The sequence below is a fragment of the Streptomyces sp. NPDC048566 genome (assembly GCF_043199735.1).
Taxonomy (GTDB): Bacteria; Actinomycetota; Actinomycetes; order Streptomycetales; family Streptomycetaceae; genus Streptomyces.
The window spans coordinates 816,593-829,123 of the sequence record NZ_JBICWL010000001.1 but is presented as its reverse complement, the minus strand read 5'-3'; the positions used below and the strand labels follow the sequence as shown (position 1 = coordinate 829,123).

Annotated in this window: 11 protein-coding genes and 1 riboswitch; of the genes, 1 reads left to right on the top strand and 10 read right to left on the bottom strand. The window is 73.0% G+C overall.

Annotation, left to right across the window (positions count from 1 at the left end; translation table 11 throughout):
- Positions 1 to 3: 3 nt before the first annotated feature.
- From ACGFS9_RS03710 to ACGFS9_RS03675, 8 genes are all read right to left on the bottom strand, one after another.
- The gene (locus tag ACGFS9_RS03710) at positions 4 to 1,398 is read right to left on the bottom strand and encodes an NAD(P)/FAD-dependent oxidoreductase (protein ID WP_393250402.1); all 1,395 of its coding nucleotides are present in this window, start codon (positions 1,396 to 1,398) and stop codon (positions 4 to 6) included.
- Positions 1,399 to 1,937: 539 nt separating this feature from the next.
- Positions 1,938 to 2,876 carry an exopolyphosphatase gene (locus ACGFS9_RS03705; RefSeq protein ID WP_393250400.1) on the bottom strand — a complete coding sequence of 313 codons (939 nt, stop codon included), beginning with the start codon at positions 2,874 to 2,876 and terminating at the stop codon, positions 1,938 to 1,940.
- Complete coding sequence (locus ACGFS9_RS03700; protein WP_393250398.1) at positions 2,873 to 3,439, bottom strand: DUF501 domain-containing protein; 567 nt, start codon at positions 3,437 to 3,439, stop codon at positions 2,873 to 2,875. The genes ACGFS9_RS03705 and ACGFS9_RS03700 overlap by 4 nt, the downstream gene beginning before the upstream one ends.
- Positions 3,440 to 3,479: 40 nt before the next feature.
- Positions 3,480 to 3,956, bottom strand: coding sequence for a septum formation initiator family protein (locus ACGFS9_RS03695; protein WP_393250396.1), 477 nt, complete (start codon positions 3,954 to 3,956; stop codon positions 3,480 to 3,482).
- 121 nt (positions 3,957 to 4,077) lie between these two features.
- Positions 4,078 to 5,364, bottom strand: coding sequence for a phosphopyruvate hydratase (gene eno / locus ACGFS9_RS03690; protein WP_393250394.1), 1,287 nt, complete (start codon positions 5,362 to 5,364; stop codon positions 4,078 to 4,080).
- A gap of 340 nt (positions 5,365 to 5,704) precedes the next feature.
- Positions 5,705 to 6,403, bottom strand: coding sequence for a transglycosylase family protein (locus ACGFS9_RS03685; RefSeq protein WP_393250392.1), 699 nt, complete (start codon positions 6,401 to 6,403; stop codon positions 5,705 to 5,707).
- Positions 6,404 to 6,408: 5 nt separating this feature from the next.
- A riboswitch (cyclic di-AMP (ydaO/yuaA leader) is annotated at positions 6,409 to 6,597 on the bottom strand.
- A gap of 183 nt (positions 6,598 to 6,780) precedes the next feature.
- Positions 6,781 to 7,770, bottom strand: a complete 990-nt coding sequence (locus ACGFS9_RS03680) for a transglycosylase family protein (RefSeq protein ID WP_393250390.1) — start codon at positions 7,768 to 7,770, stop codon at positions 6,781 to 6,783.
- 173 nt (positions 7,771 to 7,943) lie between these two features.
- A complete protein-coding gene (locus tag ACGFS9_RS03675) occupies positions 7,944 to 9,293 on the bottom strand; it encodes a cytochrome P450 (protein ID WP_393250388.1) in 1,350 nt (449 codons plus the stop codon).
- 157 nt (positions 9,294 to 9,450) lie between these two features.
- Here ACGFS9_RS03675 and ACGFS9_RS03670 point away from each other — a divergent pair, with 157 nt between their 5' ends.
- Complete coding sequence (locus ACGFS9_RS03670; protein ID WP_393250386.1) at positions 9,451 to 10,656, top strand: globin domain-containing protein; 1,206 nt, start codon at positions 9,451 to 9,453, stop codon at positions 10,654 to 10,656.
- Between the two features lie 13 nt (positions 10,657 to 10,669).
- On the opposite strand, the gene ACGFS9_RS03665 is transcribed toward ACGFS9_RS03670, so the two are convergent.
- Positions 10,670 to 11,686, bottom strand: coding sequence for a nucleoside triphosphate pyrophosphohydrolase (locus tag ACGFS9_RS03665; RefSeq protein ID WP_393250384.1), 1,017 nt, complete (start codon positions 11,684 to 11,686; stop codon positions 10,670 to 10,672).
- Positions 11,687 to 11,812: 126 nt separating this feature from the next.
- Positions 11,813 to 12,472 carry a SurA N-terminal domain-containing protein gene (locus tag ACGFS9_RS03660; protein ID WP_393250382.1) on the bottom strand — a complete coding sequence of 220 codons (660 nt, stop codon included), beginning with the start codon at positions 12,470 to 12,472 and terminating at the stop codon, positions 11,813 to 11,815.
- Positions 12,473 to 12,531: the final 59 nt, after the last annotated feature.

Here is a 12,531-nt window from a genome sequence, read left to right as displayed (position 1 = left end):
CGGTCAGGAGGCCTTGGCCTTCTCCCCGGCCTTGGCGGCGGGCGCCGGAGCGGCGGCGGCCGGCGCCGGCTTGGCCGCCTCGTAGAACTCCTCGCGCGGCGTCTCCATGGCGCCGAGGGAGACCACCTCGCGCTTGAGGAACATGGCGAGCGTCCAGTCCGCGAAGACGCGGATCTTCCGGTTCCAGGTCGGCATGGCCAGACCGTGGTAGCCGCGGTGCATGTACCAGGCGAGACGGCCCTTGAGCTTGATCTTCATCTTGCCCATGACGATCATCGCGACGCCCTTGTGGAGGCCGAGGCCGGCCACCGCGCCCTTGTTGGAGTGCGCGTACTCCTTCTGCGGGAAGCCCCGCATGCCGGAGACCACGTTGTCGCCGAGCACCTTCGCCTGGCGCAGCGCGTGCTGGGCGTTCGGCGGGCACCAGGCGTTCTCGACGCCGGCCTTGCGGGCGGCCACGTCCGGCACCTGGGCGTTGTCGCCGGCGGCCCAGATGTAGTCGGTGCCCTGCACCTGGAGGGTGGTCTGGGTGTCCACGTGGCCGCGCGGGCCGAGCGGCAGGCCGAAGCGGGACAGGACCGGGTTCGGCTTCACCCCGGCGGTCCACACGATGGTGTTGGAGTCGACCTCCAGGCCGTTCTTCAGCACCACGTGGCCGTCGACGCAGGAGTCCATCGAGGTGGAGAGGTAGATCTCCACGCCGCGGCTCTCCAGGTGCTCCTTGCCGTACTGGCCGAGCTTGGGGCCGACCTCGGGGAGGATCTTGTCCGCGGCGTCGACGAGGATGAAGCGCATGTCCTCGCGGGACACGCTGCTGTAGTACTTGGCCGCGTCGCGGGCCATGTCCTCGACCTCGCCGATCGTCTCGGCGCCGGCGAAACCGCCGCCCACGAAGACGAAGGTCAGCGCCTTGCGGCGGACGTCCTCGTCCGTGGTGGAGTCGGCCTTGTCGAGCTGCTCGAGGACGTGGTTGCGCAGGCCGATGGACTCCTCGATGCCCTTCATGCCGATGCCCTGCTCGGCGAGGCCGGGGATCGGGAAGGTGCGGGAGACCGCGCCCATCGCGATGACGAGGTAGTCGAAGGGCAGCTCGTACGCCTCGCCGACGAGCGGGGCGATCGTGGCCACCTTGCGGTCCTGGTCGATGGTGGTGACCCGGCCGGTGAGGACCTCCGCCTTGGGCAGCACGCGTCGCAGCGGGACGACGACGTGCCGGGGGGAGATGCTGCCGGCGGCGGCTTCGGGGAGGAAGGGCTGGTAGGTCATGTACGACCGGGGGTCGACGACCGTGACGGTCGCCTCTCCGTAGCGCATCTTCTTGAGAATGCGCCGAGCTGCGTACAGGCCTACGTACCCACCGCCTACTACGAGGATCCTGGGACGCTCCGTGGTGCTCATGCCATCGAGTATCCACCCGGTCATGGGGGGTCGCTCGTGCGCCCCTTCACAAGGTTGGGCAGGGTGTCTGCTACACTCCGCGGCCCGCCTGGCCGAGGGGCCTGCGGCCGGACCGCTCCGGCGTACGGTTCGTACCGTTGTCAACACCGCGTGAGCTGCACCGCGACCCGTTCGGCCCAGCGGGCAACTCCCTTGTTTCACCGCCCGGAAACGCGCCCGCAACACGCCATCGCGGCCCCGTCCGGGGCCACTCGGCCCCCGGGGGCGGCCCGACCGACCCCTTCCGCACCCGGCAGGGGCTTTTTCCTTGTGAAGAACTTCACGAACTTTCCCGGCCGACGCGGCCCGAGAGGGTCCCCCGGCCCCCTCGGACACGCTCATACGCTAGCCGACCTGCTCAGCCGAGGCTACTCATCAGTAGCAAAGGAGACTCAGGCCACCGGCCGCGCGATGCCGTCGCGCGGCGCTCGACGGCGAGCTCGCCATCCTGGTCGCCACGGCGGGCGACCGGCGGGACGTCTACCGCGACCGGTAGTCGGTCAGGCCACGGACCACGCGATGCCGTCGAGGATGTCGTGCTCGCTGACGACGACCTCTGCGGCGCCGGTGCGTTCCATCACCGTCAGCAGCACCAGGGCGCCCGCGGCGATCACGTCGACCCGTCCGGGGTGCAGGGAGGGCACCGCGGCACGCTCGGCGTGCGTGGAGCGCAGCAGCCGTTCGGTGATCTCGCGGACCCGCTCGACGGGGACGCGCGAGTGGTGGATGGCGCCCGGGTCGTAGGCGGGCAGGTCCTGCGCGATCGCCGAGACGGTGGTGACCGAGCCCGCCAGGCCGACGAGCGTGCGCGCCTCGCCCAGCGGGACGGTCTCGCCGACGAGGTCGAGGGCCGCCTCGATGTCGGCTCGCATGGCCGCCACCTGCTCGACCGTGGGCGGGTCGGTGACGACGCCGTCGCGCACGAGGTGGCGTTCGGTCATCCGGACGCAGCCGACGTCCACGGAACGCGCCGCGCGGACCGTCGTGGAGCCGACCACGAACTCCGTCGAGCCGCCCCCGATGTCCACGACGAGGTAGGGCGCGGCGAGGTCGTCGCCGGACAGTTCCCGGGTCGCCCCGACGAAGGAGAGCTCCGCCTCCTCGTCCCCGGTGACGACCTCGGGCTCGACGCCGACGATGTCGAGGACGCCACGCGTGAAGTCGTCGCGGTTCTCGGCGTCGCGGGAGGCGGAGGTCGCCACGAACCGGACCCGCTCGGCGCCGTGCTCCTTGATGACCCCGGCGTACTCGCGGCACGCGGCGAAGGTGCGCTCCAGGGCCTGCGGCGCGAGCCGGCCCGTCCGGTCGACGCCCTCGCCGAGCCGGACGATGGTCATCCGGCGGTCCAGGTCGACGAGCTCCCCGGTCGCCGGGTCCACGTCGGCCACCAGCAGCCGGATCGAGTTGGTGCCGCAGTCGATCGCGGCCACCCGGGTCACTGGGCGTCCTCCCCGGACGGCGCGGCGGCGCAGGTCGCGGCGTCCTCGGCGACGCCGGTCACGCACGCCCCCTTGCGCCACCACTCCGGCAGCAGCGCGATGGCCTCGTCGCCGAGCGGGTTGACACCCGGTCCGGCGGCCAGCGAGTGGGCGACCAGGACGTGCAGGCACTTCACCCGGTCAGGCATGCCGCCGGCGCTCGGGAAGCCGGCCAGCACCTCGATGGCGTCGCGGCGGGCGATGTAGTCCTCGTGGGCGGCGCGGTAGGCGGCGGCCAGCTCGGGGTCGGCGGCCAGCCGGTCCGTCATCTCCTTCATGACCCCGTTCGCCTCCAGCGTGCCGATCGCGGACGCGGCCCGCGGGCACGTGAGGTAGTACGTGGTCGGAAAGGGGGTGCCGTCGGGGAGCCGGGGCGCCGTCTCCACCACGTCCGGCTGTCCGCAGGGGCAGCGGTGCGCGATCGCGCGCAGTCCGCGCGGCGGGCGGCCCAGCTGCTGCCGGAAGGCCGCGACGTCGGCGTCGGTGGGCTCGGTGCGCGCGGTGGTGGGCGGTGGCGTTTCCATGCCGTGAGTCACGTGTCTTTCTGATCGGTTCGGCGGTTCGTCACTGGTCGGCGGCGTCTGACTTGTCCACGCCGTCCCAGACGTTGGTGTACCAGGGGCGGTCGGCGCCGGCCCGTGCGGCCCGGGTCTGCCGCGTCGCGTCCGGGTCGACCACGATGTAGCCGGTCTCGCCGGGCAGGACGTAGTGCAGCCGCTGCCGGATCTGCTGCTCGGCGTAGGCGTCGTCCTGCCAGCGCGCCTTGAGGTCGCGCAGCTGCTCCACGCGGCGGCGGGCCTGCTCCTGGCGGTGCTGGAGGTCGGCGACCTCGGCGCGCTGGGAGACGTACTGCCGCATGGGGTAGGCGAGCGCGACGACCAGGGAGCACAGCACCAGGGCGAGAAGCGCGGCCCGGCCGGTGAGCCGGGAGCGGCGGGCCTGCCGCTTGGTCTGGGAGCGGTAGACCCGGGCCGCAGTCTGCTCGCCGAGCAGCTTGATCCTGGTCGCGGTGGAGAACCGGTCCCGGTCCTTCACGGCCATGAGTCCCGCCTCCCCAGTACGGGGCCCGCCGTGTGCGGGCCCGTCACGTGCGTACGTCCCCGCACACGGTACGGGACCGGGTACGGGGACGTACGGACGACGCTTCCGGGGCGGGTGGTGCTCAGCCCTTGAAGCGCGGGAACGCCGAGCGGCCGGCGTACACGGCGGCGTCGTCGAGGATCTCCTCGATGCGCAGCAGCTGGTTGTACTTGGCGACGCGGTCCGAGCGGGCCGGGGCGCCGGTCTTGATCTGCCCGCAGTTCACGGCGACCGCGAGGTCGGCGATGGTGACGTCCTCGGTCTCGCCGGAGCGGTGGGACATCATGCACTTGAAGCCGTTGCGCTGGGCCAGCTCGACGGCGTCCAGGGTCTCGGTGAGCGAGCCGATCTGGTTGACCTTGACGAGCAGGGCGTTGGCGGAGCCCTCCTCGATGCCGCGGGCCAGTCGCTCGGGGTTGGTGACGAACAGGTCGTCGCCGACGATCTGGACCTTGTCGCCCAGCCGGTCGGTGATGACCTTCCAGCCGGCCCAGTCGTCCTCGTACAGCGGGTCCTCGATCGAGACGAGGGGGTACGCGGAGACGAGCTCCTCGTAGTACTCGGTCATCTCGGCGGCCGAGCGGGACTTGCCCTCGAACTCGTAGCTGCCGTCCTTGTAGAACTCGGACGCCGCGACGTCGAGCGCGAGCGCGATCTGCTCGCCGGGGATGTAGCCGGCCTGCTTGATGGCCTCGACGATGAGGTCGAGGGCGGCGCGGTTGGACTCCAGGTTCGGGGCGAAGCCGCCCTCGTCGCCGAGGCCGGTGGACAGGCCCTTGGTCTTCAGCACCTTCTTGAGGGTGTGGTAGACCTCGGCGCCCCAGCGCAGGGCCTCGGAGAAGGACTCCGCGCCGACCGGAGCGATCATGAACTCCTGGATGTCGACGTTGGAGTCGGCGTGCGACCCGCCGTTCAGGATGTTCATCATCGGAACGGGCAGCAGGTGCGCGTTCGGGCCGCCCAGGTAGCGGAAGAGCGGCAGGTCGGACGCCTCGGAGGCGGCGTGCGCGACGGCGAGCGAGACGCCGAGGATGGCGTTGGCGCCGAGCGAGCCCTTGTTGTCGGTGGCGTCCAGGTCGAACATCGCCTGGTCGATCAGCCGCTGCTCGGTGGCGTCGTAGCCGACGAGCTCCGGGCCGATCTGCTCGATGACGGCGAGGACGGCCTTCTCGACGCCCTTGCCCTGGTAGCGGTTGGGGTCACCGTCGCGGAGCTCGATGGCCTCGAAGGCACCGGTGGAGGCGCCGGACGGGACGGCGGCACGACCCGTGCTGCCGTCGTCGAGGCCGACCTCGACCTCGACCGTGGGGTTGCCTCGGGAGTCCAGGATTTCCCGGGCTACGACGACGTCGATGGACGGCACGAGCATCTCCTTCTGGGATGTGACGCGGGTACGCAGTGCTTGGCCAGCCCTGCGGGACGAGCCTAACCGGCCCGGAGGGATCGGCCAGCCGATCGACCACCCCTTGGGCAGAACTCGCGGTACATAATGTTCCCGATCGGAACAAAAACAAAATGGAAAACCCCGCTCCGGATGCGTACGGGGGAACACGCACCGGAGCGGGGAGCCCGCGAGGGGCGGGGCCCCGGCCGCCCCGCCTGAGGGCGGGGCGGCCGGGGGCCGACCGTTCGGCCGGAGGGGCCGCACGGCCGGGAGGGTGGCCGCCGTCCGCCGAGGACGGCCACGTCCGGCCGGGGCGCGGCCCGGCTCAGCTCAGGTGGAGCTGCTGGCCCGGGAAGATGACGTCGGCGTCGTCCACGATGTCGTGGTTCAGCTTGAACAGCTTCTGCCAGCCGCCCTCGACGTGGTGCTTCGCGGCGATCGAGCTGAGGGTGTCGCCCTTGACGACCTTGTACTCGCCGTCGCCCTTCTCGACCTTCTTGCCGGTCGGGGTGGTGACGGTCTTCTTCGCGGCCGGGCGCTCCTGCGAACGGGAGGCGGGCTGCTCCGAGGAACGGGTGTCCTGCGAGCCGCCGGACGCCGAGGAGCCGGTGGAGGCCGAGGGGGTGGAGGCGGTGGAGCCGCCGCCGTAGGCGGCGCCCGACAGGCCCGTGCCGCAGGTCGGCCAGGCACCCTTGCCCTGCGCGGCCAGGACCTTCTCGCCGACGGCGATCTGCTGCGCCTTCGACGCCTGGTCGGCGGTGGAGGCGTAGGCGGTGCCGCCGTACGCGGCCCAGGTCGAGGACGAGAACTGCAGGCCGCCGTAGTAGCCGTTGCCGGTGTTGATCGACCAGTTGCCGCCGGACTCGCACTGCGCGACGGCGTCCCACTCGGAGGCGGTCGCGGCGGAGGCGTTGCCGGCCGCCATCAGCGGAGCGGCGATGGCGACACCGGTGACACCGGCGAGCGTGGCGACACGGGTGGCCTTGTTCGGGCGGCGGTGCTTGCCCTTGCTGGAAAACAGCATCGAGTTGATCCCCTCACCGACGCCTGCGAGGTGAGCTGTCGGGTTCGGGCCGGTTGAGTGCCCGGCCGCGCCACCCGGTTCCGTCCGGAACCTCGGCGCGCGGCTTTACCCCTAGCCGCTCCCGGGCGTCTGTCGACTCCCGTTCGCGGCACCTACCTTGGGTCCCCCGCTCCTGCCCACGGCGCTTGACGCGACGACTGTTCCCGTACGGCCGCCGGCAGGATTCGGCGTTGCGGTCGTCGGGGCCCGCGGTGGCGAGCGATCACGACCGTAAGCAGTCGATCGCCGTATTTTCAAAGACGATCAGGGCTTCTGAGACTCATGTCTCACTCGCGCCAAACCGGACAATAGCGAGCGAACCATGACGCGAACTCCCGCTACTTTTCGACCGTTTCGGCATCAAGAGCAAGGCTCTGACCGGGCAGGATGAGGTCGGGGTCGGCACCCACCGTCCGCTCGTTCGCGGCGTACAGCCCGGACCACCCGCCCGCGAGGTCCAGGGTGTCGGCGATCGTCGAGAGGCTGTCCCCGGCGCGCACGACATACGTGCCGCCGTCCGCGTCGCGCGCCTCGTCCACGCCGCGTGAGGCGTGCCGCCCGCCCGCGGCGTCGGCACGGGCGCCCGCGTCGGCGTCCGCCGCGTCCTCGTCGGCACTGCCGCCGCGGTGCCGCCCGGGCGCGGTCGACGCGCTCGCGGAGGGTTCCGAAGCGTCCCCGCTCCGGCCCGACTTGTCCGCCGTGCCGGTTTCGTCGGGCGTCTCGTCACCGGTCGCGCCCCCGCCCGGCTCCTCCGTCTTCCGCGAGGTGTCGGACTTCGTGGTGTTCTCGGTCACCTCGGGGGAACCGGTCTCCGCGGAAGAGGACGTGTCGGACGATCTGGACGATCCCCGCGAAGGCGACGAGTCGGGCGAGGTGGACAGTCCGGTCGCATCGGATTCGCCGTCGCCCGACGCCCCGTCACCCATGCCCGTGTCGACCTCGACCCCGGCCGAGCTCTTGCTGAGCCCGGAGAGCGGCCCGCAGGTCGGCCAGGCGGCGAGCCCCTGGCCGTCGAGCACCTTCTCGGCGACGGCTATCTGCTGCGAGCGGCTGGCCTGGTCGGGCGTCGGCGCGTAGACCCGGCCGCCGTACGCCTCCCAGTTCTCCTGGGAGAGCTGGAGCCCGCCGTAGTACCCGTTGCCGTTGTCGGCGCTCCACGCTCCGCCGCTCTCACACTCCGCCACCCGGTCCCAGGTGGTGCCGTCGGCCGCGCTCGCGCTCGACGCCCCGAGCAGCGGGATCGCGATGGCCGACCCGGTCACCCCCGCGGCGACGATGAGGGCCGGGGCCTGACGGGGGCGCCGATGACGGCCGTTCCCGGAGAGCATGCGGAAGCCTTTCGCGTGACAGCGGGGTGAGTGCGGCACCCACGGCGAAGTGATCGGTGCCGGGGCCGCATTGATGGGTGAACGTATCCGGACTCGAACGCTTGTCACAAGTCGATGCAGCGCAGATCACGTGAAGATCACAGATTTGACGGCGTGTCAGTTGACAGCCGGGGTCACGACGACCGGTCCGGCGTCCACCCCTCCTCCCCGGACTCCCCGCCGGAGCGCTGTACGGACGCACCGGGCGAAGCGGTCGCGGACGGCCCGACCGGGGCGAACTCCACCGGAAGCGTGCGCAAACCGCGCATAATGAGCCCGCCGCGCCAGCGGAGGTCAGCCGGGTCGACGGCGAGCCGGAGATCGGGGAGGCGGGTGAGGAGGGTCGCCAGCGCGGTCTGCCCCTCCAGCCGGGCGAGCGGCGCGCCGAGGCAGTAGTGGATGCCGTGGCCGTAGCCGAGGTGCGGGTTGTCACGCCGCGTCAGATCGAGGGTGTCCGGCCCGTCGAAGCGCTCGGGATCGCGGTCGGCCGCGGCGAGCACGACGAGCACCGGGTCCCCGGCGGCGATGTCCTGGCCGCCGATCCGCACGTCCTCGGTCGCGAACCGCCAGGTCGCCAGCTCCACCGGGCCGTCGTAGCGCAGGAGTTCCTCGACCGCCGTCTCCAGCAGTCCGCTCTCCCCGGCCCGCAGCGAGGACTCCAGGCGGGCCCGCTCCCCGGGGTGGGTCAGCAGGGCGTACAGCCCGTTCCCGATCAGGTTGACCGTCGTCTCGAACCCGGCGAACAGCAGGATGAACGCCATGGCGGCGGCCTCGTTCTCCGTGAGGTGCTCGCCGTGGTCGGAGGCGCGGATCAGCCCGGAGATCAGGTCCTCGCCGGGCACGGGCTCGGCGGGCAGCGCCGCGCGCTTGCGGTGGATCAGCTCGGCGAGGTAGCCGCGCATCTTCTTCACCGACCGGGCGACCCCGCCCCGCGGCCCGCCCCCGTGCCGGATCATCATGCCCGCCCAGTCCCGGAAGTCGTCCTGGTCCTCCCGGGGGACACCGAGCATGTCGCAGATGGCGTAGATGGGGAGCGGGAACGCGAACTCGTGGATGAGGTCCGCCGACCCCCGCCCCTCGAAGCCGTCGATGAGCCCGTCGGTCAGCTCCTGTACCCGTGCGCCGAACTCCGCGACACGGCGCGGGGTGAACGCCTTGCTGACGAGGCGGCGCAGCCGGGTGTGGTCCGGCGGGTCGATGTTCAGCAGATGCGTCATCAGCTCGGCCTTGCGCTCCCCCGGGATGCCCGTCCGCCCCTTGGCGTGCGCGGGTTCGTCGTGGTGCGCGGGGTTCTTGGACAGCCGCTGGTCGGCGAGGGTCTGCCGGGCGTCGGCGTAGCGCGTGACGAGCCAGGCCTCCACCCCGCTGGGCAGCCGCGTCCGGTGCACCGGCGCGTGCTCCCTGAGCCAGGCGTACGCCGGGTACGGGTCGGTGGCGAACTCCCAGGTGAAGAGTTCGGGTGCGGGGGTCTCGTGCTCGGTCACCGTCCGACGGTATCGGCCGCCGGCCGCGTCCCGGACGCGGGCCGCCCGCCGGGGCGCGGTGCGGGGCGCCCGGGTGCGGCGCGTCCGGTTCGCCCGGGGCTGTCCGTACATCGGCTGCTGTTTGACGGGGCCGTCGGGCAGCTCCCACATTCGCGCAGTGGACCCCGACATACTCAAGTCCAGCTTCGCGGTCGTGGAGCGGCGGGCCGAGTTCGCCGTCACGTACTTCTACGCGCACCTCTTCCGGCACCACCCGGAACTGCGCGCGTTGTTCCCGACGGACTTCCCCGAGGACATGGAGCGGCAGCGGGACCGGCTGTTCGCGGCGCTCACCGTCGTGGTGGAGCGGCTGGACGATCCCGGACTGCCCGCCTACTTACGCGATCTCGGACGGGACCACCGCAAGTACCTGGCCCGGCCGGACCACTACGCGGCGGTCGGCACGAGCCTCGTCGCCGCGTTCGCGGCCGTCGCCGGGCCGTCCTGGTCCGCCGAGACCGAGAAGGCGTGGTGGGAGGCGTACCGGGTGATCGCGGACCTCATGCTCCAGGGCGCCGGGGAGGCCGGGCACCGCGGCGAGCCCGCCTGGTGGGACGCGGACGTGGTCGCCCGCACCCGCCACGGCGACGACGTGGCCGTGCTGACCCTGCGGCCCCGGCAGCGCCTGACCCACACCGCCGGGCAGTACGTCGGCGTCAACGTGCCGCGTCTGCACGGCATCTGGCGGCCCTACTCGCTCGCGAACGCCCCCCGGCCCGACCGCACGCTCGACCTGCACGTCAGCCGGGTCGAGGGCGGCGTGCTGTCGACCGCCCTGGTCCGGCAGACCCGGGTGGGCGACGTGCTGCGGCTCGGCGCGCCCGGCGGTCGCCTCGCCCTGCGGACCCCGGCCGACCGGCCGCTCACCCTCATCGCCGCGGGCACCGGCTGGGCTCCGGTGAAGGCGCTGCTGGAGCAGCTCGAACCCGCCCACGAGGCCCGGCTGTTCCTCGTCGCCCGCGACATCGCCCACCTCTACGACCAGGGCTCCGTGGACCGTCTGAGCGCCCGGCTGCCGCGGCTCACGGTCACGCCGATCACGCCCGCGCCGGGCCGCCCCCGGACGCAGGCGACGGAGCGGCTGCTGACGGCGCTGGGCAACCGGGCGGGCTGGGAGCGGCACGACGTCTACCTCGCGGGCCCGCCCGGCCTCGTCGAGACGGTGGCCGGCACGCTGCCCGCGCTCGGCACGCCCGCCGGACGGATCTTCCACGACCTGCTGCCGCCGGCCGGCGGCAGCCGCCCGCTGGGCGCGGCCGAGTGGCTGCTCGACCGCCCGCGGCCGAGCTGGCACAACCCCGCCGCCCGGGCGCCGGAGGACTGAACACGCCTGCCCGTCAGGCGTCTTCCCGGCCCGCCGGGGCCGCTTCCCGCTCCGCCGCGCGGATCGCGTCGCGGTAGGCGCGGGCCGCCGCCCGCAGCGCCGCCTCCGGGTCCACGCCCCGGGCCTCGGCGCGGGCCGCCAGCGCCAGCAGCTCGTAGCCCACCCCGTCGCCCGCGGGCAGCGGCACGGCGAGGCCCGCCGTGCGCGCCCGGGAGGACAGCTTGGCCGCCAGGGCCAGGCCGGGCTGCCCGAGCGGGACGCCCTCGGTGACGGACGTGCGCCGCTTCTCCTCGGCCTTCGTGCGCAGCCAGTGCTCCTTCACGTCCTCGGGCGTCGAGGCGCTCGCGTCCCCGAAGACGTGCGGGTGGCGGTGGATCAGCTTGGCGACGATGCCGCCGGCCACGTCGTCGACGGAGAACGGCGCCTCCCGGTCCTCCTCGGCGATCCGGGCGTGGAAGACGACCTGGAGCAGCACGTCCCCCAGTTCCTCGCGCAGCTCCTCGCGGTCGCCGTCCTCGATGGCCTCGACGAGTTCGTACGCCTCCTCGATACCGTATTTCGCCAGGCCCCGGTGGGTCTGCTGGGAGGACCAGGGGCACTCGGCGCGGATGCGGTCCATCACCTGGACGAGGTCGAGGAGGCGGGCGCCCGGCAGGTCGTAGCTGGCGGGCAGCAGCTCCAGGTCCGGCATCCGCACCCGGCCGGAGCCCGCCAGCCGGGCCAGTCCGTCGGTGAGACCGGGCTCGCCCTCACCGGTGGCCACGACGACCACGCACCGGCCGCCCGCGCAGGCGTCGACCAGCTCCCGGGCGGTCGGGGCCGCCTCGTCGACGGTGATGCCCGCCTCGCGCAGATAGGGCAGCTGCGGATGCGCGCCGTCGGAGCACAGCACCCGGTCCGCGTCACGCAGCGCCTGCCAGGCGGGCCAGGACAGCAGCCCCGGCGCGACGCGGTGGCTGGTGGTGAGCAGGACAACACGGCCGGGATCGGCGGTGGCGGTGCCGCCCTCGGAGCTGCTGGTTGCGTTCACCCCTCGAACGTAACGCACCCCGTCCGCCGGCCCCGCCGCCGTCCGCCGGCGCCGGCACGGCTCGGGTCCGCGCGCGGCGGGCCGGGTGCGTGCCGCGGGAAGGGCGCAGTGCGCGCCCCGGGCGGGTCAGGTCGTCTGCTGGGCCTGCGCCGAGGACACCTCGCGCAGCCACGGCGTGCCGGCGTCGACCCGGCCGCTCTTGCGGACGTCCCAGGCGCCGTAGCGCGGGTTCAGGTCGACGTGCAGCTGCCGGGAGGCGGCGGACATCGCCTTCCAGAAGGCGGCCTTGCCGTCGGGGGTGTTCATGTCGGCGCCGAGGGCGGCGGCGACCTTGCGGGCCTCGATCTCGGTGCGCAGGCTGTCGTCGAGGCGCCGGGGCGCGACCCCGTAGTTCTGCAGCCAGGCCGTCTCCAGGGCCTTCGCGCCGCCCGCCTGCTGTTCGAGGGACGACCGCATCGACTGCGTGTCCTTGCGGGTCACGCTCACTCCCGCGTTCCGCGCCGCCCGGTCCAGGACCCGGTCCAGGACCATGCCGTGCAGGGTGTCGCGGGTCAGCGCGCCCGTCTTGGCGACCGCCTGCTCGTACCCCGCCTCGTCGGGGACGGCGGCGCGCTGCGCGGAGCGCACCTCCTTCACCCGGCTCTCCAGCTGCGCGACGGTGATCCGCTCGCCTCCGACGACCGCCGCGGCGCCCGGATGGGCGTCGCTGCCGCAGCCGGCCAGCAGGGGGGCCGCGGCGGCGAGCGCGGCGGACAGGACGAGCGCGGTGCGACGGCGGCGGTGCAAGGAAGCCTCCCGAGGAGATTGTGCGGCGGTGCACAAAGTCTTGCGGTGATCGATGGTAG